This window comes from Thermoleptolyngbya sp. PKUAC-SCTB121 (assembly GCF_016919485.1).
Classification (GTDB): Bacteria; Cyanobacteriota; Cyanobacteriia; order Elainellales; family Elainellaceae; genus Thermoleptolyngbya; species Thermoleptolyngbya sichuanensis.
This window is the reverse complement of record NZ_CP070366.1, coordinates 4856439-4879038: the sequence shown is the minus strand read 5'-3', so window position 1 is coordinate 4879038 and position 22600 is coordinate 4856439. Positions and strand designations below refer to the sequence as shown.

The window sequence follows — 22600 nt, the reverse complement described above, 5'->3', positions numbered from 1 at the left end:
CAAGCGACAGTTTATTATGACGAGCAACAATCCCAATCAGCCTGTTTCTTACCCTATTTTTACCGTTCGCTGGCTGGCGGTTCACACGCTAGCCGTTCCCTCAGTGTTCTTCCTGGGGGCGATCGCCGCAATGCAGTTTATCCAGCGATAGGAGAGCAACATGGAACGCACACCGAATCCCAACAATCAGCCTGTCGAGCTAAACCGCACGTCCCTCTATCTGGGTCTGCTGCTGGTGTTCACGGTTGGTATTCTTTTTTCTAGCTACTTCTTTAACTAGGGCGATCGCTTGTTAGCCGAAATGAGTTTTCATACCTGCTAACAAGCTGTTCTAGTATCCAACTTTCAGATTCGATTTTGCTGTGTTTTTGGTCAGGTTAGGAGAGTTTCGGAGAGGCATTATGTTGTCAAATGGCAGAATTCCGCTGTGGGTTGTCGGGACGATTGCGGGCCTTGGCGTGATTGCAATCGTGGGTCTGTTTTTCTATGGTGCCTACGCAGGCATTGGTTCTTCGATCTAGAAAAATCGACTCTAGAAAAATTGACTGAGAAAAGTTGACGAAAGTTGACGGTTGAAGCACGCCTTGATGCGGCAGGTTTCTGATCAGAATTTCTCTTGAATATTTGTCTTGAATCGTAGGCTCCAGTTGGCGGCATCGCTGCAATACTGGAGCCTTTTTGTGTGAAATCTCTGGCATGAATCCAGTGTGGAACGTGACCCGTGTGGAGCGTGACTGATTGCGATTTTGGATTTTGGATTGCTGGTGAAGTGTCTGTAAGTCCTATGTGAAATTTGCTGGGAACGGACGGGCGGTTGAATGCGTCTCGGTCACTTTCTGAAATCGGTGAAATGCTCGTTATTGGGTTGAATTTGGAGTTGAATTGTCAATCCTGTCTCGATCCTGTCCCGATAGGAATTTTCCTGAGGCGAAGAACTGAGTAGTGCGATCGCCCCGTTTCTCACCCGCCTCGTTCTCGCTATCCAGCCTGCAACAAGCCTGCGACAGTCCTGCAACCGTCCAAATTTTACCGCTGCCGTTCTTGCCGTTCCCTCCCGTGAGCCAGAGTTCCCCTCGTCAGAATTTGACCTTTAATCAGCAGAGCTACCTGCGGCTCAAGCTGGCGCTGAGCCTGAATCTGCGCCGACAGGTATTTATCGCCGTATGCGATGATCTGCCCCTGCGCGATCGCCTCGCGTCCCAACTCCAGGCAGATTTCTCCAACCCGTCGCCGATTCACCAAGGCGATCGCGCTTTTTGGGAAGTGGGAGAACGCCGCTATCCCCGGCTGGTGACGCTCGATCTCAACCTGTCTGACCCAAATCCGATTGTGCAGGTGGCGCAATGGCTAGCAGATTCGCCGCCGCCGATGAATGGCAAACGGCGATCGCCCGTACCCGCCTTTCAGTTTTTGGGGATCGAGCAACTCACGCGCCAGTCTCCGACCACTCAGCGCATGTTCATCACCCGTTTACAGGGCATCGAGCGCAGCCTACCCGTGCTGGATTCTAGCCTGCTATTTTGGATGCCACAGCCCTGGTTTCGGCTGTTGCCCCAGTCGGCGCTGGAGTTTTGGCGCTGTCGAACGGGCGTGTTTGAGTTTGTTGGGGAGCCGACCCCGCGCCCACCAAGAACGATGACCCCCATCGTCAGCACAGCCCCCGCAGCCCAACGCCCGCCCAGCCCGTCGCCCAATCCGTCACCCAATTCACTGTCCAATAGCGCCGCCTCTTCTCCACCTGCGGCTCGCGCTGTGACACAACCCACGCCCCAAAAAGCCCCGCCCGCTGCACAGGCACCTGCCAAGGTAGACGTAGCCCAAAAAGTTGAAAAAGTTGAGACACCGAGCGCCAAAGCGCCAGAATCCAAACAACCCGCCGAGGCTGGCACAAGTCCTCCTGTGAATCCCTGGGCGATCGCCCCGTCTGCTCCACCTGCGGCCCCGACTGGAACGGTTCGCCCCGTCTCGCCTGCGAACCCCTCTGCAAAGTCCCCAGCGGCCTCATCAGCCCGCCCTGCGGCGATCGCCAAACCGCCTGCATCCCCAGTGGCCGCCCCGCCGACTGCCTCGTCTGCTGCTGCCAAACCGTCGTCTAGCCTCGTTTCTGGCTCGTTTCGGCTAGATGCCGCGCAGACTCCGACTCCCTCCTCGGTTTCCGTTGGGCGATCGCCTGCGACATCGGCGGCCATCGGAAAACCGCCAACGCCTCCAGCAGACTCGTCAGCCAGCCCACCGCCCCCCACCCCGCCCCAGCCGCCACTGGCTAACCTAGCCCCGCCGACCGATCCCGACGCGCAGATCACTCGATTGCTGGAGCAAATTGCCCATCTGCATCGACAGTCGGCCTCAGCGGCTCAATTGCAGGACGCTTATCGCACGCTGGGGGATGCCTATCGCGATCGCATTGAGCAGGGCGATACCAGTCTGCCCACCCTGATGGCTGCGCTGCAAGCCTACGAGCAGGTGATGGTGCACCTGCCGGATAAATCGCCATTGTGGACTGATTTGCTGAATGACGTGGGCAATCTCTGCTGGCTGCTGTCGCGCAACTCGTCTGCCCCTGACCAAGTGTTGCCAAACCTGCGGCAGGCGATCCAGTCCTACCAACTCGCGCTCAAGAAGCTGGACACCCACACCCAGGCCCAGAGCTATCCCATGCTGCACAACAACCTGGGAGCAGCCTACGCCGATTTGGCCCGCTACGAGCAGCCCGTTGAGAATTTACAGAAATCGGCGCAATCCTACCGAGAGGCGCTGCGCTATCGGGATGCCAGCAGCGATCCTGCCCGCTACGCCTCGACGCAGAATAACCTGGGCACGACTTACTGGAATCTGGCACAGCACCACCAGCCCAAAGAGTCCCTGAAGCGGGCGATCGCCGCCTATCAGGAAGCGCTGAAACATCCCAATAGCCAGCCGCCGCTGAGCTACGCCATGATCCAAAACAACCTGGGCACGGCGCTGTGGAGTTTGGCGCAGATCGAGCAGCCAGAGGTCTACCTGCCCAAGGCGATCGCCGCCTATCGTCAATCGCTTCAGCAGCGCACCCTGGATGCGGCTCCAGCCGCCTTTGCCGCCACGCAAAACAACCTGGGCACGGCCCTCTGGCATCTGGCGCTGTGTCTGGGCGATCGCCCCCAAGAGCAGCTTCAAAAGCTCCAGGCAGCCATCCAGGCTTACGAAGCCGCATTGCAGGGCGTAGCAAAGCTTGAAGCGCTATCCAGCCCAGCCATGCTCAGCTTTGACCCCGCCACCACACACAACAACCTCGGCCTTGCCTATTTCCACATTGCCACCCAGGTTCCCCGGCTCTTGGGCACTGCGCCAGAGGTTGCCCCCCTCGAAAAAGCGCTGCACCACCATCTCCAGGCCGCCACCCGATGGCAGCACCAGCCGGAACTGCGGCAAGCGGCGATGCAGAGCGTGTTGCAAACCCTGAAAGCCTTTTACGAACTGTTTGGAACGGCAGGGCAAAATCAGGCGCTCTCGACCGTACCTGCCCACTTGCTACCCGAACTCTTGCCCCGCCTATAGTTCCGCTGTGTTAAGCAGCCTGTAGGACGCAATCTGTAGCATTCGTGTAGCACGCAGCCTGCAAGAACCATACGTCCAGTCCATACTTTTCCATAAGGACACCACTTGCTTTTTCTCCTATCGTTGAAAGCGCCAGGACTTACGCACCTGCGATACGTTTTCTGGGTTTTGGACGGTTTCTCGTGAGCTGCGCCCGCGAGGAGTCGTCCAACTGCATAAGTCTTAAGCGTTAAGGGATGCCAACCAATTGGGTTAATAAACCCATCGACTGACTTTGCTGCGGCATCACTCAAGCTAAAATCCATAGACGACTTTAGGAGAACCATAGGAGAACATGGTGCAATGATGAAACGCTTCACATCGTTCAAGTCTGCCAAGTCTCGGTCTGCTAATTCTGCAAACCCTACTGAAACGACCACTCCAAAATTTAAGACTCTAACCCACCCAGGCGCATTAGCCAATGGTTCAGGCACATTGGGGCTGCGCTGGCTGGGACGAGGCGGGGCGATCGCCCTCCTGTTGGCCACAGCCGCCTGCCAACCGCCTACGCCGACCAGTAGCACGTCTAGCCCAGCCGCCAGCCCAGCCACAGGCGGATCGGGTGCGCTGAAACTGGGGACGCTGTTGCCTGTCACGGGCGACCTGGCTCAATATGGACAGCCCATGCAAGATAGCGTCGGGTTCTTGGTGGAAACCGTCAATGCCTGTGGAGGCGTGATGGGGCAACCCGTGCAACTGGTGTCTGAGGACGACCAGACTGATCCAGCCGCAGGTGCATCGGGCATGACCAAGCTGGCCGAGGTGGATCGAGTCGGCGCAGTGGTGGGCGCGGCCGCCAGTTCCGTCTCCAGCGCTGCTGTGGATATCGCAGTGCGAAATCAGGTCGTGCAAATCTCCCCCTCCAGCACCAGTCCTGTATTTACCGAGCGGGCGAAGAAGGGAGAATTTAACGGCTTTTGGCTGCGAACTGCGCCCCCCGACACCTTCCAGGGTGACGCGCTAGCCCAACTCGCCAATCAGGAAGGCATCAAAACGATCGCCATCCTCGCCATCAACAATGACTACGGCAACGGACTCGTCCAGTCCTTTGTGCCTGCCTTCAAAGCCTTGGGCGGCACGGTCGTCAACGAATCCAACCCCACCAAATACGCCCCCAACGCCACCAGTTTTGACTCGGAAGTGGGCAGCGCCTTTGGCAGCAAACCCGATGCCGTGCTGATCATTGCCTATCCCGAATCGGGCAGCATCATTCTCAAAGCTGCCCAAGAGCAGGGCTTCCTCGACGGCACGACCAAGGTGCTTTTCACCGACGGCATGAAGACCGACAACCTGGCGGAACTGGTCGGCAAGACGGCCGACGGCAAGTTCATCGTGACGGGCATGATGGGCACGGCCCCCAGCGCAGGTGGCCCAGGGCTAAACGACTTCCGCGATCGCTACCGAGAAAAGTTCAACCGCGATCCACAGGTCTATGACCCCAATAGCTGGGACGCGGCGGCGCTCCTTGTTCTGGCAGCAGAAGCAGCCAAGAGCGGCAGTGGCCCCGCCATAAAAGACAGTATTCGCAGCGTGTCTAACCCCCCAGGTGAACAAACGACCGACATCTGCACAGCGCTGGCCCTTGTTCGCGAGGGCAAGGACGTAGACTTTCAGGGGGCAAGCGGCAGCCTGGACTTTGACGAGCAGGGTGACGTGGTGGGCAGCTACGACGTTTGGACGGTTAATGATGCCGGACAAATCGAGGTCAAGTCCACGATTAACGTCGGCGGATAAAATTGGCGGGTAGCGTCGCCAGATAGCGCCCGACGACCTCGGTTCACCCGGAAAAAGACTTTGCCTGAACCCAATGCAGCGATGAAGGCATGGAGGGTTCAGGCAAAGCCTAAATGGTCGGTATATTGCCAGAGTCGGTATATTGCCAGATATTGCCAGTATTTGGAATTCTGAAGGCTTGGCTGAAGATCCTTAGCCCAAGACATCAGCCCAAGACATCGAGCCAAGAGCGATCCAGGGTGGAACGAGCTCAGCAGCCCTTCTCAAGCAGCCCTTCTCAAAAGAGATGCAAAGAGATATGGCAAAGTCAGACCCGCACACGCTGACAGGGCTGAGGTGCTTTGAAATCCTCGAAAGCCAGTTAAAACCTGGAGGCTAAAACTTAGCTGCCTGCGGAAACCAACTTGCGCTGCTTTTCAATTTGGAGCTGCTGGAGCAGGGCCTCGGCCTCGGCGCGGAGGTGCAACAGCTCAAGCTGATGGGCTTTGTCGTAGGGAAGCTTGTTCAGCTCTGGAGCGGGGGCGGCTGAAACAAGACTGCGATCGCTCTCAACTGCGGGGTTATCTAGCATAGCTCGGTCACCAACGTTACCAACTACAACGTCACCAACTACAACGTCACCAACAATGGGAGAAACAGACGCATCCACAGAAACATTCACTGCTTGACCAGTAGAAACCTGATCCAAAGACAGATGCAAAGTTGCGCTAGTCATTTGTACTCACTCACACCATTAAGTAATCTTAACTTAGTGCTAAAGATCGATCCTAGTCAAATCATTGATGCACCCACCGCAGAATGTGGCAGTTTGGGCACTGGTCAGCGTCCCGACCAAACGGCAGCGCGATCGCACTCAGTTGCGCCTGTTCTGACGGGTTACGCAGCAAGCCCTCTGCGGGTAGACTTGAGATCCATCCCCCATTTCGCTCTGTTCCTCATTTCACTCCAATTGTGCGATCGCCTTGTGCGATTGCCTTGTGCGATCGCACACTCGCTGAACATGCCTTCCTCAGACCGCTTTTTCAAACTGCTTTTTCAAATCGAGCCTGAGTCTGAATCGAGTCCGAGTCTGATGAAGCCTCAGCCACTATAGGCGAAAATGGGAATCTTGAAACGAGTTTTGTAGCACCCTTTTAGAGATAGCCTTTTGAACACAGCGTCTAGATTCAGTAGTCCGAGCTTTTTGGAGCGGGGTTGAGACTGAAATACTAAATCTCAGTCTGAATCTCAATCTGAATCTTCAAAATTGACCTTCCAGCTAAAAGACTCCTGTTTTGCCCAATTAGTTGCCTGAAACCAACGCCACTTTTCGATAAAACTGCTTTTCAGCAAAACCGCTGCTTTTCAGCAAAACCGCTTTTCACCGCTTTTCAAACTTACGCTCAGTGATATTGCCGTGACCCTGACTTCTGATTCTCATCTGGTTCAACCTGTTGATCGACCTGCAAGTTCTGCCAGCAGCGCAGCTGCCTGGGGCGGGCTGATCGAAACCTATCGCCGCTATCTGCCCGTGACGGCGCAAACGCCCGTGGTGACGCTGCTAGAGGGCAATACGCCGCTGATCCCCGTGCCGGCGATCGCCCAAGAGATTGGTCGCGGCGTGCAGGTGTTTGTCAAGTACGACGGGCTGAACCCGACGGGCAGTTTCAAAGACCGGGGCATGACCATGGCCATTTCCAAAGCCAAGGAAGCCGGAGCCGAAGCGGTGATCTGTGCCAGCACGGGCAATACCTCCGCTGCGGCCGCCGCCTACGCTAGACGGGGGGGGCTGCGTCCCTTTGTGCTAATTCCCGATGGCTATGTGGCGGTGGGCAAGCTGGCCCAGGCGCTCCTCTATGGCGCAGAAGTGCTAGCGATTCAGGGCAACTTTGACCGGGCGCTGCAAATTGTGCGCGACATGGCAGAGCATTACCCAATTACGCTGGTGAACTCGGTCAATCCCTACCGCCTAGAGGGGCAAAAGACCGCTGCCTTTGAAATTGTAGACGTGCTGGGCACTGCGCCCGACTGGCTCTGCATTCCCGTCGGCAACGCGGGCAACATCACCGCCTACTGGATGGGCTTTTGCCAATATCACCAGGAAGGCAAGTGCGATCGCCTGCCCCGGATGATGGGCTTTCAGGCGGCGGGCGCATCGCCCCTGGTCAGCGGGGCCCCAGTTCCCCATCCCGAAACGCTGGCCACCGCAATCCGCATTGGCAACCCCGCAAGTTGGGAAAAGGCGATCGCCGTCCGAGATGCCAGCCAGGGCGAGTTCAACGCCGTCACCGACGAAGAAATTTTGGCCGCCTACCGCCTGCTGGCCAGCCGCGAGGGTATTTTCTGCGAACCCGCCAGCGCCTCTTCTGTGGCGGGCCTGCTCAAGGTAAAAGATCGCGTGCCTGCGGAAGCTACTGTCGTCTGCGTCCTCACAGGAAATGGGCTAAAAGACCCCGACACCGCCATCAAGCATTGCGAAAACCAGTTCAAAGGCGGCATTGCGCCGGAGTTGGAGGCCGTCGCGCAGGCAATGGGATTTTAGGAATTTGATCGATTGCGATTTTGGATTTGCGGTGAGGAACTTTAAGCGACTCTTGTTCTCCTGCTCACCACGCAGGAGAACTCGACGGTTTACCCATGCCCTCAGCGGGTTAATCCAATCGCTTGGCCCAATATTCGTCCAGATACAGCCGCAAAAAGTCTCGTGCTGCCGTCGGATTGAGCGTGTCCAACGCCGCCACAATCGCAGGAATTGATTCTGCGGTAGGATCTCGCGTTTCGTTAAACCAATTGTTGACCGTGCCACGACTAATGCCCATCGTTACGGCCAGGCGATTTTGGCTAATGCCATAGGTGGTTAGAACAGTTCTTAGCGCGTTGCCTGCTTTACCCATGCCCTCATCGTGTCAGAGGGTTTTGACGGAGTAAATGTCCCCAACTGGAGACAAATAGGCTATGATTGCGGATGTCACCAATTGGATACATCGCTCTATGGCAGGAGAATTCCCTACTGATGAACCCACGCCCCGTGCCGCCAAAGCCTGTTCCCATTACAACAAGATGATTTTAGTTGGCGCACCGGACTGGGTGAGCGGCACGATCGCCCGCCCGCACAGCGCTGGCATTGCCCATGTCCGGGACTGGAGCCGTTTAGTGCCTACGCAAAATCCGGGCGAAGTGATGAGTCTTTTGCAAAGGCCGCACCGCATGAGTGACTAAAGGCAACTGTGCAGCCAAAGGTTCAGCCAACTGTGCAGCCAACTGTGCAGCCAACTGTGTAGCGAAAGGAAGACTGTGCGATCGCCCCGGATATTTGCCGTCCCTAATATTTGCCGTCCCTAATATTTGCCGCCCCGGATATTTGCCGTCCCTAATATTTGCCGCTATTTGCCGCTCCTGCATCGTTGAGGTTCCGGTTTAAGGGCGATCGCGCTCCTGCCCAGCTTCAGGGTTTAAACGGGCTAAGATCGGTTCGACGGGCAATTTGACGAACGGCGTTTACAAGAATTCTGTCGTGATGAAGCGGGCGAGGCGGGGCTATCTGGTCGATGCGGCGGGGCGATCGCTCCCTAGCGTCAGCACGATTCTCAACGCTACCAAGCCGCCAGAGGCACGAGAGGCGCTGGCAAAATGGCGCGATCGCCTGGGGGCAGAGGAGGCAGGACGCATCGCCACCGCTGCCAGCCGTCGGGGCAGTCAGACCCACGCCCACATCCGCCGCTATCTGGCAGGCGAACATCCCACCTGTCCTGATGCAGTGCGCCCCTACTGGGAAAGCCTGGAGCCGATTGTTGCAGAAATCCAGAACGTGCGGCTGCTAGAAGCGCCCGTGTTTCACTATGACCTGGGCTATGCAGGCAAAGTGGACTGCGTAGCCAGCTATCGCGGCGTGCCCTGCGTGCTGGACTGGAAAACGGGCGATCGCCCTAAGGGCAGTATCGAGCGGCTGTATGACGGCCCACTGCAACTGGCGGCCTACTGCGGCGCGGTGAACCATTACTGCGAAGCCGAGAAGATTCACATCCGCGAAGCCATGCTGGTAGTGGCCATTCCCCATCAGCCCGCCGAGGTGTTCTGGTTTGAACCGGGGGCGATCGCCCAATACTGGGGCCAGTGGCAGCGGCGCGTAGGGGAATACTATCGGCGCATGGGGTCGAAATAGCCGAAAAATAGCGGCGATCGTCCTTCCGCAAAGAGCATGAATTGATGATGTACTGACCAACACTTTATTTCAGTGCTGAAAGTTTGGTTAGATTATCAAGGTGCGTCTGCAAACCGAGAATTTACGGAGAAACCTTGAAAGAGAATTACCTGAGTCCATTCTCTGGGCAGAGGGAGATAGTTCAACCTCCAGTTATTGAGAATACTCTCAATTGGCTCCAGTAGCAGATCCGTGAAATTGCGGATACACTCAGGAAAGGGCGATCGCCCCAAAAAGTCCGATCCTAGACCTTTGTCAGGCTATTTCGTTCGATAGTCCGTGTTCTTTAAAGTCCCTTCTTTTTTTCGCCAGTTTGCAGACTTTTTCTAGCGCATACTGGTCAAAGTATTGCGAAGAGGTCGATCCATACAGAAGGGGGTGGGGGGCATTTGCCGATTAAGAGTTGAAGCGTAGTATTGTTTAGACTGATAGTAACGCTTTTCAAAAATTAAATTCATAAGTGTATAGCTGTGGTGAGCGATGATGCAGAATTTAAACGTTTCCACTCACGAAGCTCCCTTGATGGGGGAACCCGCACTCCAGCTTGTTTCATCGGTTCGCTCGTTCCAGCGCAAAGATTTGCTCCCGCTCGAGCCGGATAGCGTTTGGTCGATCGAGCAAGGAATTGTGCGAACGCTAACCTGGGATGAGGAAGGGCGCACGATTGGGCTGGGCTTTTGGGGACAGGGCGATGTGTTGGGTTTGCCGCTGTCGCCGATTTCGCCCTACCAGGCCGAATGTGTTACCCCGGTCAAAGTCGTGAAACTGTCGCTTGAAAGTCGGCATCTCCAGGAGGGGCTGATCCGCCGCGCCCGCAAGAGTGAAGAGTTGCTGACGATTGTGCATCAGCCCTCCGTGGTAATGCGACTGTTGCAGCTTTTGGAATGGCTGACGACCCATTTTGGGCAGCCTGTGCCGGGTGGGCGATCGCTCGACGTACTGCTGACCCATCAAGAACTCGCAGAAACCATCAGCACCACCCGCGTCACCGTAACTCGCCTGCTGAGCCAGCTAGAGCAAGAAGGCAAAATCGAGCGATCGCAGCGCAACTTGACGCTATTAGCGCCCAACTCCTGAGGAACCGAATCCCAGGGCTATTGCAGAGAAAACGGAGATTGCACCGTCAGGCTCAGATCTGTGCGGGGTTCCACCACCAGCACCTCGACCCGGCGATTCCGGCGAATCAGCAGTTCAGCCGCTGCACCAATGCCTGCACCTGCCAGCACCTCTACAACCTGCACGCTGCCAAACACTTCCGCCAGCACCGCCGCCGCCGCTGCACCAATGGCTGCACCCCGCAACACGTCAGGGCGATTGCGGCGAGTAATGGTTTCTCGCTTTGTAATTCGGTTGGAAGTCGCGTCTAGCGGAATTTCGCGGGTGCTTCCGGCCGGAATGACTGAGCGAGCAAAGAACTGAGTCCCTCCGTCCACCGGGCGCAGTTCGCCCTTAATTTCGCTGCCCGCCCGCAGCATCACCGTGCCGCTGGGGGTTCGCACGTCGCTGGTCAGCGTCAGGGTCAGGGGCGCAGTTTCGGTCGGTAGCACCACCACTCTCTCTGCACCGCTGTAGGCCACAGGCAGCACCGTGCCCGCAGGTAGCCCCACCCGCGCCGGATTAGAAAAGACCTGAGCAAGCTGAATCGACTGAGCCACCGCACGCTGCGAAGTCCACACAGGCAGCAGCGAAGTTGCGGTCATGCCAACTGCCAGCAGCAGCGCAGCTTGTGAGCGGTATTGATATTGCTTAAGCATCCCGCGATTCCTCGAAACGAGTCCGTCAGATGCAGTTGACTCGTCTTGGCACAGGGAGGTTCCCCCAATGGAAAAAGTCTCAAGGTTCAGCAAAACAAGGGGGATGCTGGGGTGGCTTGGAGTTTGGGGCGATCGCCACATCTCGCTATATCGTCCCGCTATATCGTCCCGCTACATCAATTTCCCAGCCAGATTAATCGTGATATTAATCTGGTATTGGTCATCCAAATATTAGTCATCCAGATAGCGCAAAGACTCAGCCTCTTCCAAAATCTTTTGAAAATAATCGGTTTGGACGATCTCTGCGACTTCCTGGGCCCGTCTGGACTGGTCGATTTGAATTTCGAGCTGCTCTAGCTGGCGTTTCAGATCCTCTTCCTTGCGCTTGCGCTCAGTCACGTCTTGCACGATCCCTTCATAATAGAGCAGGGTGCCGCCGCTGTCACAAACGGCACGAGCATCCATCGCCGTCCAGATGATGCTGCCGTCTTTGCAATAGCTACGAAATTCAAAGCCTTTTAAAAAGCCCTGGGTTGCCAGCACCGCCTTCACTTGAAGACGGAGGGACGGCTCAACATACATCTGTTCGCCAATGTCAGTAATGCTAGCGATCATGTCAGCGGGCGAATCGTAGCCGTAAATTCTCGCCATCGCTGGGTTGATGGTGATCAGCCGTCCCTCTGGCGTAGACTGAAAAATACCTTCTAGCGCGTTTTCAAAGATGCTGCGGTAATTTTCCTCGGCAATTCGCAGGGCTTCTTCCTGGCGTTTGCGTTCCGTAATGTTGCGAATGATCAGCAGCACTTCGTCTGGGCCCGTCACCACCACGCGAACCTCTTCAAGCTCAAGCTGCCCATTGATTTCGATCTGCTGTTCATAAAACTGGTACTTGCCTGTTTGTAGGGCTTGTCGAATGTAGCGCATCCGCATCTCTGCCAGATCAGGCGGCATGAGTTCATACACGGTGCTTTTGCCTGGAACCATTTTGTCTTTGTTGAGCACTGGGTAGCGATCGCCATTAGCCAGTTCCAGATGGGTGCCGTCCCCCCGCATTCGGATCAGCAAATCGGGAATCGCCTCAATCAGCGCTCGGTTTTTTGCTTCGCTTTGGCGGAGGGCGGATTCGGAGCGTTTGCGCTCGGTGATGTTGCGAATAATGACCAGCACTTCGTCTGGCCCAGTTGCTACTAGGCGCACCTCTTCGGACTGGATCTGCCCGTTAACTTCGATATCCTGCTCATAGAATTGAATCTGTCCCGTCTGGAGTGCCCGCTGAATGTAGTGCATCCGCTGCTTGGCTAGCTCGTAGGGCATGAGATCGTACACGCTGGCATTTCCCTGAACCAGCTTGTCTAACTCCAAAACTGAGTAGCCGTCGCTGTTAGCAATATCTAGATGAGTGCCATCGCCTCGAAAATGCATCAGCAGATCGGGGATTGCTTGGAGGATTGCCTGCTTGTCGGCTTCGCTGCGACGGAGAGAGTCTTCCGCGAGCTGTCGCTCAGTGATGTCTTGGGCAATGTAGACCATGCTGCCATCGGTCATCTGCGATAGGGCAAGGGCCTGGGGGTAGGTTGTGCCGTCTTGCCGCTGGGCGATCGCCTCTCCCGTCCAACTGCCTGCCTGAAGGCACTGCGGCAAAATCTCTCGCTCAAACCGCTGTTGTTCCTCTGGCGCGTAGAGGCGCTGCCAGGATTGGCCGATCAAGTCTTCGCGATTGTCGTATTGCCAGAGATTGGCGCAGGCGGGGTTGGCATAGATGATGCATCCGTCATCATTGAAAATAGCCATGCCGTAGACCGCGACTTCTAGGGCAGCAAGCTGCTGTTCAGGCGTTAGCCCGACCTGGTTGGGCGCAGGATCATCTTGCTGGCGATCGCCATTTTCAAGAGCCATAAGTGCCGCAAAGAATCAGTGCAACCCGGCACTTCAGGGCTAGCTCAAGAGCTTTGCCGCAGCAAGCTGAATCACGGCTTCAAACACGCTCAGATCCGTGTAATAGCTCGCTGTGTCAATCTGCTTGCCCTGAAAGTCGCCACTGCTAGTGTAGATCGCCCCCTCCAACATCAGGTTGTCATGCATTCCAAACTGTTCTACAAACAGGTTGTTTTCGTCGTGCTCGGGCGTGGGCTGAGGGACGCGATCGCCATACAGCCGACCATCATTGCTATAGCCAAACACAGGCTTGCCCTGCGCCGCCATATAGCCCATTTCAAACGCCGTGCCCACGTCCATGCTGGGGCCCCGAAACGGGGTCATGTTGGCCACGATCAGGTCACAGCGATCCATCAGTTGAATGTTGCTTTTGTAGATTGCCAGCCCCGCTTCAACAGGGGTCAACCCCGATAGATCCAGCGCATTGTCAAACGGAAACTGACCAACAAAGCCATATTTTGCACAAATTTCCTTTTTGGCCCGCGCCGCTTCCAGTGGTTCTGGTAAAAAGACATCGGGCCCGGCGAGGTAGATGTTCATGAAAGAGGATTGGGGGGTTGGAGCTGACTGCCTGACACATCTCTGGAAACCCCTGATTTCTCGTAGGGGACGCTGGCCCAAAAGCTCCTCTGACCAAGCCCTCCGGCTCCAACTTAGGAGCTATGGGCTTCGATCCCAAGACAACGAATTTTCTGGGCTTTCGGGACTTGTGTCAGGCAACCAGGGGTTGGAGTGCTTCGGAGCAGGTCATGCGGGGACTTGGGAGGATAGAGATTCAGCCATTCCCATCCCCCATCCCCCCGTTACGCCAAGACTCCAGATCAGGTCAACAGGCCGGCGATCGCCGCGCTGACAAAGTTCGTAAACGAGCCTGCGATCATAGCGCGAACGCCCAGGCGGGCTACGTCGTCGCGACGACTGGGCACCATGCCACCAATCACGCCGATTTGCTGACCGATAGACCCCAAGTTGGCAAAGCCGCAGAGGGCAAAGGTAGCGATCGTTGCTGCACGGGCCCCGATGGCGCTGTTGCTAATAGCTTCTGCCAGATCGGTGTAAGCAATGAATTCATTCAGGATAATTTTCTTGCCCAAAAATACGGCAACGTTGGCACAGTCGGCAATCGGTACACCCATGATGAACGCCAGCGGAAACAGCAGATAAGACAGCAAAAATTCCATCGAAAGCTGGGGCACACCAATCAGCCCGCCAAGCCAGCCCAAAAAGGCATTTATGGCAGCAATCAGCGCTAGAAACGCAATCAAAATCGCCATAATGGCTAATACCAACTGGATGCCCTGAATCGCACCATCGGCGATCGCCCCAATCGGATCTTTTGCTGTAGAAGCAGCTTCGGGCGGAATCAGCACCTCTTCTTCGCCTGCTTCTTTGCGCGCGATTTCGTCTTCCTTTAGCTCCTCATCTAAAACAGAATCATAGGAAAATTTTCCAGTCTGTGGAAAAAACACCTTTGACATCGCCAAAGCACCCGGCGCATTCATCACCGAAGCAGCAATCAACTGCTCTGGGTTAATACCAAACGAAATATAAGCAGCCAACACACCGCCCGCCACCGTCGCAAAGCCGCCCGTCATAATAGCGTGCAGCTCCGACAGCGTGACGCGCCCCACAAAGGGCTTAATCATCAGCGGCGCTTCCGTCTGCCCGATGAAAATATTGGCAGCGCAAGACGTTGTTTCAGGGCCAGAAGTTCGCATGGTGCGACGCATCAGTCCGGCGATCGCCCCCACAATTTTCTGCATCACGCCCAGGTAATACAAAAGCCCGATCACCCCAGAAAAAAAGATCACCGTGGGCATCACCTTAAAGGCAAAGAAATGCTCCCGAAAATCGGCTCCAAAAACGAACTCTGCACCCGCATCCGCAAAGTTTAGAAATCCCGTAACCAGGTCGCCAATAAACTTGAAAATTTGATAGCCAATTGGCAGCTTCAGCACAAACAAACCCATCAAAAACTGAAGCAAAAAGCCGATAGTCACCGTCCGCCAGTTAATAGCCCGACGATTGACAGAAAACAGATACGCTAAACCAAAAAATATAAGAATCCCAATCAGTGAAATCGCACGTTCCATGGACACTCCCTATCAAGCTTTTCTGAGAGAACCGATGGCGGCACCTCTCGCAAATACACAAAAAACGAGCTTTACTAAACGGAAAATCAGGTGTCAAGTACCTGCCGCACAGCATCTCTACGGCATACGCACGACGCTTCGTGCTGCATATAACCTGGCCCTGTCTGCATGAGGAGTACGCCCAAAAGTATCAGGTTGACTTGCCCCGGAGTGTATAAACCAAAGCTTTTCTATAGAAAGTCGCGTCTCGAAGGAAAGTCGTTCACATAGCAGCGTGAATCTACAGGGGCACCACTACATCGAGATCACAGTGGAGATAGACGTGCAGAATGTCATCGTTATCTGAACTGCCCGTGTCTGTGTATTGAGCGCTACGACGGACACCGGTAGAACCCTGAATAATCCTGCAATATCCCAAATATTCTAGGAAATTAAAAATCCGTCTGTCCTGTGCGATCGCGGCTCCGGGTTTGGGCATTGCTGTTGGAGTTATGCTCGGCGACGGCAAGCCGCAAGGCATTCGGATTTTGCAATTTGGGCGTTTCTTTAGGCGTTTCTGCGTCTGGTTGTTCCGTTTGGTTGTGAGGAGAACATGAGGTCAACGTTTGAAAAGTTTGAAAAGTTTGAAAAGTTTGAAGAGTTTGAGCTGAATCATTTTTCCACAGGGGTTAAACAAGCCGAAGGACATCGGTCGCAGATCCAGCCGTCGCCTGCTAAGTCCTTCTGGCAAACGCTGATGCTGGGTATGGCGCTGATGACTGGGGGCATGGCGTGGGCCGGGTTGGGGACGTTGGCGCTAGCCTTGCAGAGCGATATCGCCAACGCCTCCGAACTTCCAGTCTCCGAACTTCCAGTCTCCGAAATTCCAGTCTCCGAAATTCCAGCAAGCGAACTCGCTGGAAGCAATCTGTCCGAATACAGCCTGGATACTCCGGCAAGTGCTGTCAGCCTGACCACACTCGACCAGCTTTCGGAATATGGCGGCGAAAACCGAGGCGACGGCAACATGGCCCAGGTCACGTCTGTCACCGAGTTTTCTGACGTTAGCCCCGGCGACTGGGCCTACGAAGCCCTCGCCTATCTCGCAAATTCCGAGAGCCAGGGTGGTTTGGACTGTCTGGAGGGCTACCCCAACGGCACCTACCTGGGCGGACGAGCCATGACCCGCTACGAATTCGCCGCAGGTCTAGCGTCCTGTCTAGATGCAGTCGTGGGACGGCTGGAAAGCCTCGACCCCGAAGCTCTGGCCCGCATCGAAGCGCTCCAGCGAGAGTTTGCGTCTGAACTCGCCGCCCTGCGCGGCCGGGTCGATGCCCTCGAGGCCGCCGTCGAAGAACTGCAAGCGAACCAGTTCTCCACTACCACCACCCTCTTTGGTGAAACCATCTTTTCCATTGCCGACATTTTTGGCAGCAACGTAGACGATGCCAATAGCACCGTCTTCCAGGCCCGCGTCCGCCTCAACTTCAATACCAGCTTTACGGGTCAAGACCTGCTGAATACCCGTCTTCAGTTCTCCAACCTGGAGTTTTTTAACCTGGGAGACAACGGACTGCCCGACAGTTTTACGGCTGGCAATGTTGTGCCGATGGCGACGTTTCCCAACCCCTACTTGCGGCAAACTTCGCCCTACTATTTCTTTGGCACTAACAACTTCGACGTAACCCGCCTGTTCTATGCTTTTCCGGTGGGGAACCTGCGCGTCACGCTGGCGGCTACGGGCACAGGCATTACCGATATCGTCTCCAGCATTAGCCCCATCGATGCAGGCGGCTACGGCTCCATCAGTTTTCTGGCCTATAACCCGATCTACGATGCGGGTGCGCCCAGTTCTGGTATTGGTTTAACCTACGACTTTAGCGACACCTTCCAGATTGGTGTAGGTTATCTGACGGGCTTTGGCCAGGGCAATCCGTCTCCTGGCTTTGGGCTGTTCAACGGGGGCTATTCTCTGTTTGGGCAACTCACCTTCCGGCCGGGGCCCCTGTCGATTGGCCTGATCTATCTCAACGGGTATAACAACCTGGAGTCGAGCGGTTTGCCCGCCGCCGTGACCAACCAGTACGGCATTACCATCAACTACGCGCTGTCGGATACCTTCAACATCGGAGCCTGGTTTAACTATGAAGACGGCATCCTGATTGGAACGGCGGATTATCGCTCGGTGGCCTATGCGGGCTATCTGGCGATTAACGACTTGGGCGGGCCCAATAACCAGCTTGTTTTGGCAGCAGGGGTGCCGCCTCGCATTTCTGACTACGAAATCGGCAGCACTCGCATCGGCGCGTTTATTGACGATGCTGCGTTTTCAGCAGAGCTTTCGTACCGCATTAGCTTTAGCGACAATATCTCGCTGACTCCAGGCATCATCTGGACGGCTGACCCCGGCAACAACAACGACAATAGCGACACCTTCCTGGGTGTGCTTCGCACGACGTTCTATTTCTAGTCCGTTTGCAAGTTGACTGCTCTAATTGTCACCCTGCAAATCGTCTGGCTCAGAGTTGAGGTGCTGACTGCCTGACACATCTCTGGAAACCCCTGATTTCTCGTAGGGGACGCTGGCCCAAAAGCTCCTCTGACCAAGCCCTCCGGCTCCAACTCAGGAGCTATGGGCTTCGATCCCAAGACAACGAATTTTCTGGGCTTTCGGGACTTGTGTCAGGCAACCAGGTTGAGGTGATAGTTTCATTCATTCTGCATCAGTGCAGACATAGGCAACTCGTTCAACAATTCGTTCAGAGCGTTTGCAGCATCGGCTGCTAACAAAAATCTGTGCGTATCACAAAGGGCCTTTTTGAGGATCTTGTTCAGCAAGATTCACGAAAAGGTTCTTTTTTTAGGCCTATTTCTGTCTACTTTTGAACAGTGAATAACAGATGAGTTAGCAGGTGAGTTTTTGGGCGATCGCTCTTTTCCAAGTATTCGTTTGGTGTGCCACCCCCCCTCGATCAATCGCCCTAGATCGACAAAGCCTGCTTCGGAAAAATCGCAGCAAAGCCATGTGCTTTCTAAAACTTCAACTTTTATTAAAGGAGCGATTAAAGGTTCCCATAAAGTCTTTGCCTTGCAATGAATACTGAACTAGATTGAATTAAACAGTGTAAATAATAATACCTTATTTTAAGTGTTTACACTTAGAAAAAGTCAAGACCTTCACGCTGCATCCAACGCACAGGTGACTGACTCAATCTGCTCTAGTCGGTGTTCTCGCTTTATCTGCGATCGCGGGTGCGTCTCTTCTCTGTTGATCAATTTCGTTGCACTGCGCGTATGAATCCTCCTGAAATCGAATCGTCACGTTTACTTTTAGTCGAAGATGATCCCAATGATGTTGAACTGATCCGCCTTGCTCTGGAGACTGGCGGGCTAGCAGCCCCAATGGATGTAGTCAACGATGGAGAAGCAGCCTTGAACTATTTACTCGGCGAGGCTCTAGACAATTCATTGGATGACGCTTCCCAATCCGCGGCGGCGCGTCCGCTGCCCCGCTTTGTGCTGCTGGATTTGAAACTCCCCCGCATCAACGGAATTCAGCTTTTGCAAAGGCTGCGATCGCACCCCCGCACTCGTCGTCTCGTCATCGTGGTCATGTCCTCCTCCCAAGAAGACCCAGATCTCAACGCCTGCTATGACCTGGGTATCAATAGTTACATTGTGAAACCCCAGGACTTCCAGCAATTTTCAGACGCGGTTCAGCAAATCAGTCACTACTGGATGCAGTTGAATTGTCCGCCACTACCCACTCCTCTGCCCTCTTAACTTCTCAGTAGTAGGGGGGCACCCCCCCACCCAGAAGTGTTGAATCTTGATGGTAAAACTTTACAAAAAGCACTCTCAAGAGGCGGATTATTGAGAATGGAAGCAATAAGTAGGTCATTACAGGCAGAATTATAGATCTTTTGTACTGGATTCAGCTATGAACTTGCCCTGCTAACATTGCGTTCAACACTTCTGCCCCCCACCATCTCGCCCCATCCCGCTAATAGTTGTCTAGGGAGATGCATTAAATCTAGAATCCCGATATACTGAGTTATCCACTTTACCAGCACAGCCAGATGAAACCATCGAAGCAGCAAGTTCTGCTTGAATCTGATTTCTGTTTTGAAATGGGTTCAAGCAATGAGCGAGTTGCTGTGGAATTTCAGCCGTGCTGCTCATACCGCTATTTCGGATCGCAATCGAAATGGAGTCGGTCTTTTTTTGCAGGAGTTCCCGTTTCAACGGTAGCTCTTCTTATTACTGGAAAGTGGGCTATCAGGGTGTCAGTTTCAGATTGAGATGAGAACATCGCAGAGCATTAGGGCACAACTTTCGGAGCGGGATGGCTCCCGTTAAAGAGTCTACCCTTGGCGTGTTCTGCTGCTTCGGCTTTAGCAGATACAATGCTTTAGCAAACAAGTGCCGACCAAGTTAGGCTAGTTATCAACTGCTTGATGCGGTATTAGGTGTGGCCGAAACGGGCGATTCGTAGCAAACGCAATGCGCCTTGTTGAGGTAGCCTACGGTTCAAGCCGTTGAGATTAAAGGCTTGGCAGCGATTCAGGGACTATCTGTTAGGGCTTCTTACTGGATGACATATCTAGTAGTCTGAACAGACAGATTTGGAATTCAAATCAGTTTTGAAGTCACTTCAATGCTTTTTTAATCAGGGCATTTTTCTCCTGGAAATGTGTCTCTCGAAGTGATTGTCTAAGGTTAAGCCTGAGATTTTTTATTTCAAAAGCCTGCTCAATTTGCGTAAAAGGACGCGATTGAGTGACTCAATTCCATTCAATTCCAAAGCTTTTCAACCTCTTGATTCAACCTCTTAATTAAGTCGGAGCTGCTTGTGTTCAGCAAGGGCGATCGCCCAGATTTCATCTATTTAGATTTAGCTGAACCGGATTTATCAGCAGCATCCTTGGTTTTGTTCCGTTTATAAGCTAGGCGGGCACGCCATTTTGGAAGTTGAACCCTATCGAAGAGAGCATCTACAGTGCCGTCATCCCCCGAACTGCCGCTCAAACTGCTGCTGGTCGAAGATTCTGCAATGGATGCTGAACTGGTTGCGCTGACTCTAGAAGAGAACGGCGTGTCGTTTACCTGTGACATTGTGGACTCATTATCGACCTATCAACAGTGCGTCAAAGAGCATGACTATGACGCTGTATTAGCCGACTATCGCCTGCCTGGATTTACGGCCTACGAGGCCCTGGCGGCGTTGCAGTCTGCCGGACGGGATGTGCCGCTGATCTTGGTGACCGGGAGCCTGGGCGAAGAGGCTGCGGTGGACTGCATTAAGGCGGGCATGACGGACTATGTGATGAAGGATCGGCTCTTTCGGCTGCCGATGGTGCTGAGGCGATCGCTCCAGGAATATGCCCTGCGCCGTCAAAAGCTGGCTGCTGACCAGCGCCTCCGGCAGCAGACGCGCCAGGTCGCCATCATGAACCAGGTGTTACGCAAGATGCGCGAAACGCTGGTATTGGACGACTTGATGCAGTCCACAATGGATGTGCTGCATCAGGTGCTAGGTGTAGATATCTGTGCATTGTTAATGCAAGGGAACACGGCTCAGCGGTCAGCGTGGAGCGAAACGATGATGGTTCGTTGCGTAAGCAATGCAACACCAGAGCGCGATCGCCTGTTGGGTCGAAAATTTGAGTGCGGGTTTCAGCGCTACTATGGCGATCGCCTGTTGCAGGGTCAGTCGATCGTCTTATCCACCATTCCGATTGATTCTCCAGTCGATATTCTGTCTATTTCGCAATCCCAGAATATTCAGTCCACGCTGATTGTGCCGATGCTGTGTCAGAAGACCTATTTAGGGGCGATCACGCTGCATCAGTGCCAGCATCAGCGGGATTGGAGTCGCGAAGAGGTGGATTTGGTAGAGGCGATCGCCGGCCAGTTTGCCCTGGCCATCCACCAGGCCCAGTTGTTTGAACAGGTGCAGCAGCAGGCCCAGCGAGAGCAGTTTCTCAACCAGCTTGGGCAAACCCTCAATTCCAGCCTAGATCTGGATTTTATCTTGCAAGAACTGGTGCGGCTGGCGGGGGAATACTTCGGGGTAGACCGCGTGGTGCTGCTGCGGCATGAGGCGGAGTGGATTGTGCCCCAGACAGAGTGGCGAGCCTCGGACGCGGTGATACCCAGCCTGGATTTGCCGCTGCCCATGCACGAATGGCAGGACTTTTTCCGACCCGAGGGAGACTACCTGACGCAGAAAGTCTGGCACGCCCCCACGTTTCTCGAAGACCCGTGGGTGCAAAAAATCCCCAGCGCCCGCCTGCGGGGCCAACGCAAGCACATCCAGTCCATGCTTAGCACGCCAATTCTCGTGCGCGGGCAGCACTATGGCGAACTGTCGCTCGATTGCACCCAGACCCGCCGCACCTTCACGACCGACGAGATCCAGCTTGTGCAGCGACTAGCAGACGCAACGGCGATCGCCCTGTTCAATGCCCAAAGCTATGAACGATTGGAAAAACTGGTGCAGGAGCGCACCCAAGAGCTAGAACAAGAAAAGCGAATTTCAGAAGCCGCCAACCGCGCCAAGAGTGAATTTCTGACTCATATGAGCCACGAACTGCGAACCCCGCTCACGGGCATTTTGGGCTTTGCCGACGTATTGAGCCGCCAACTCCACGGCCCCCTCAGCAGCCTCCAGCGGCAATACGTGGAGGGGATTCGCTCCTGTGGCGACCATCTGCTGGAGCTAATCAACGACCTGCTCGATTTATCTAAAATCGAAGCCGGACGCGAGGAACTGTTTTTTGAACCCGTTCTGGTTCAGGAAGTCTGCGATGCCTGCATGAGCATGGTGCAAGAAACCGCCCAAAAGCGGGGACTACGGTTGATTCTTGACATCGCCCAAGATGTTACCGTTTGCACAGCCGACAAGCGCCGCCTCAAGCAAATCCTGTCGAACCTGCTAGCCAACGCGGTTAAATTTACCGATGAAGGGTCGGTGACGCTGAAGGTATGGCAGCAGGCAAAAGCACTGCACTTTGCCGTAATCGACACGGGCATTGGCATTGCCCCGTCCGACCAGAGCCGTCTTTTTCAAGCCTTTCAGCAGCTCAACGGAGGCCTCAACCGCAAATACGAAGGCACTGGGTTGGGACTGGTGCTGTCGAGCAAGCTGGCCCGGCTGCACGGCGGCCAGATTACGGTGTCGTCGGAGCTCGGAAAAGGCAGTTGCTTCACAGTTATTCTTCCAGAGAAAATTCCGCCCCTATCCCCGCCCCCTTAGCCATGATGGGTGCCTCTGAATCGTCTGAAATTTCTGAGTCAATCTCTGAGCCGATCTCTGAATCGATCTCTGAGTCAATCTACGATCGCCACTG

Annotated in this window: 19 protein-coding genes; 13 read left to right on the top strand and 6 right to left on the bottom strand. The window is 54.7% G+C overall.

Annotation, left to right across the window (positions count from 1 at the left end; genetic code table 11):
* Nucleotides 1–16: 16 nt before the first annotated feature.
* From psbF to JTM80_RS19865, 5 genes are all read left to right on the top strand, one after another.
* Nucleotides 17–151 carry a cytochrome b559 subunit beta gene (psbF, locus tag JTM80_RS19885; RefSeq protein ID WP_068507271.1) on the top strand — a complete coding sequence of 45 codons (135 nt, stop codon included), beginning with the start codon at nt 17–19 and terminating at the stop codon, nt 149–151.
* Between the two features lie 9 nt (nt 152–160).
* Entirely contained in the window at nt 161–280 is a 120-nt protein-coding gene (locus JTM80_RS19880) for a photosystem II reaction center protein L (RefSeq protein ID WP_172356706.1), read from the top strand.
* A gap of 121 nt (nt 281–401) precedes the next feature.
* Complete coding sequence (locus tag JTM80_RS19875; RefSeq protein ID WP_068507269.1) at nt 402–521, top strand: photosystem II reaction center protein J; 120 nt, start codon at nt 402–404, stop codon at nt 519–521.
* Nucleotides 522–942: 421 nt separating this feature from the next.
* The gene (locus tag JTM80_RS19870) at nt 943–3534 is read left to right on the top strand and encodes a tetratricopeptide repeat protein (protein ID WP_205370153.1); all 2592 of its coding nucleotides are present in this window, start codon (nt 943–945) and stop codon (nt 3532–3534) included.
* A gap of 342 nt (nt 3535–3876) precedes the next feature.
* Nucleotides 3877–5307, top strand: coding sequence for an ABC transporter substrate-binding protein (locus JTM80_RS19865; protein ID WP_225906691.1), 1431 nt, complete (start codon nt 3877–3879; stop codon nt 5305–5307).
* Nucleotides 5308–5689: 382 nt separating this feature from the next.
* Here the strand turns inward: JTM80_RS19865 and JTM80_RS19860 are convergent, their stop codons facing one another.
* Nucleotides 5690–5878 carry a hypothetical protein gene (locus tag JTM80_RS19860; protein ID WP_068507289.1) on the bottom strand — a complete coding sequence of 63 codons (189 nt, stop codon included), beginning with the start codon at nt 5876–5878 and terminating at the stop codon, nt 5690–5692.
* 849 nt (nt 5879–6727) lie between these two features.
* On the opposite strand from JTM80_RS19860, the gene thrC reads away from it, so the two are divergent.
* A complete protein-coding gene (thrC, locus tag JTM80_RS19855) occupies nt 6728–7828 on the top strand; it encodes a threonine synthase (protein WP_225906889.1) in 1101 nt (366 codons plus the stop codon).
* A 109-nt stretch (nt 7829–7937) separates the two neighbouring features.
* Here thrC and JTM80_RS19850 read toward each other — a convergent pair whose 3' ends face one another.
* Nucleotides 7938–8180 (bottom strand): helix-turn-helix transcriptional regulator, encoded by a 243-nt coding sequence (locus JTM80_RS19850; RefSeq protein WP_172356710.1) that lies wholly within the window; start codon nt 8178–8180, stop codon nt 7938–7940.
* A gap of 97 nt (nt 8181–8277) precedes the next feature.
* Between JTM80_RS19850 and JTM80_RS19845 the strand changes: the two genes are divergently transcribed.
* The 4 genes from JTM80_RS19845 to JTM80_RS19830 all read left to right on the top strand — a co-directional run bounded on the left by JTM80_RS19845 (nt 8278) and on the right by JTM80_RS19830 (nt 10564).
* A complete protein-coding gene (locus JTM80_RS19845; RefSeq protein ID WP_172356712.1) occupies nt 8278–8505 on the top strand; it encodes a hypothetical protein in 228 nt (75 codons plus the stop codon).
* An 8-nt stretch (nt 8506–8513) separates the two neighbouring features.
* Nucleotides 8514–8567: a hypothetical protein gene (locus tag JTM80_RS23625; protein ID WP_172358959.1), complete on the top strand. Its 54-nt coding sequence runs from the start codon at nt 8514–8516 to the stop codon at nt 8565–8567.
* Between the two features lie 203 nt (nt 8568–8770).
* Nucleotides 8771–9448, top strand: coding sequence for a PD-(D/E)XK nuclease family protein (locus tag JTM80_RS19835; RefSeq protein WP_205370152.1), 678 nt, complete (start codon nt 8771–8773; stop codon nt 9446–9448).
* A gap of 561 nt (nt 9449–10009) precedes the next feature.
* Nucleotides 10010–10564, top strand: coding sequence for a Crp/Fnr family transcriptional regulator (locus JTM80_RS19830; RefSeq protein WP_172356716.1), 555 nt, complete (start codon nt 10010–10012; stop codon nt 10562–10564).
* A gap of 17 nt (nt 10565–10581) precedes the next feature.
* Here JTM80_RS19830 and JTM80_RS19825 read toward each other — a convergent pair whose 3' ends face one another.
* The 4 genes from JTM80_RS19825 to JTM80_RS19810 all read right to left on the bottom strand — a co-directional run bounded on the left by JTM80_RS19825 (nt 10582) and on the right by JTM80_RS19810 (nt 15269).
* Nucleotides 10582–11241 (bottom strand): hypothetical protein, encoded by a 660-nt coding sequence (locus tag JTM80_RS19825; protein ID WP_205370150.1) that lies wholly within the window; start codon nt 11239–11241, stop codon nt 10582–10584.
* Nucleotides 11242–11472: 231 nt separating this feature from the next.
* Nucleotides 11473–13137 carry a PAS domain S-box protein gene (locus JTM80_RS19820; protein ID WP_225906690.1) on the bottom strand — a complete coding sequence of 555 codons (1665 nt, stop codon included), beginning with the start codon at nt 13135–13137 and terminating at the stop codon, nt 11473–11475.
* 39 nt (nt 13138–13176) lie between these two features.
* Complete coding sequence (locus JTM80_RS19815) at nt 13177–13716, bottom strand: nucleoside 2-deoxyribosyltransferase (protein WP_172356718.1); 540 nt, start codon at nt 13714–13716, stop codon at nt 13177–13179.
* Nucleotides 13717–13997: 281 nt separating this feature from the next.
* A complete protein-coding gene (locus JTM80_RS19810; RefSeq protein ID WP_172356720.1) occupies nt 13998–15269 on the bottom strand; it encodes a NupC/NupG family nucleoside CNT transporter in 1272 nt (423 codons plus the stop codon).
* A 592-nt stretch (nt 15270–15861) separates the two neighbouring features.
* On the opposite strand from JTM80_RS19810, the gene JTM80_RS19805 reads away from it, so the two are divergent.
* The 3 genes from JTM80_RS19805 (at nt 15862) to JTM80_RS19795 (ending at nt 22506) form a co-directional block, all read left to right on the top strand.
* Nucleotides 15862–17718 carry an iron uptake porin gene (locus JTM80_RS19805; protein WP_172356722.1) on the top strand — a complete coding sequence of 619 codons (1857 nt, stop codon included), beginning with the start codon at nt 15862–15864 and terminating at the stop codon, nt 17716–17718.
* Between the two features lie 824 nt (nt 17719–18542).
* Entirely contained in the window at nt 18543–19031 is a 489-nt protein-coding gene (locus JTM80_RS19800) for a response regulator (protein ID WP_172356724.1), read from the top strand.
* Nucleotides 19032–20247: 1216 nt separating this feature from the next.
* Nucleotides 20248–22506, top strand: a complete 2259-nt coding sequence (locus JTM80_RS19795) for a GAF domain-containing protein (protein WP_225906689.1) — start codon at nt 20248–20250, stop codon at nt 22504–22506.
* The last annotated feature ends 94 nt before the right edge of the window (nt 22507–22600 follow it).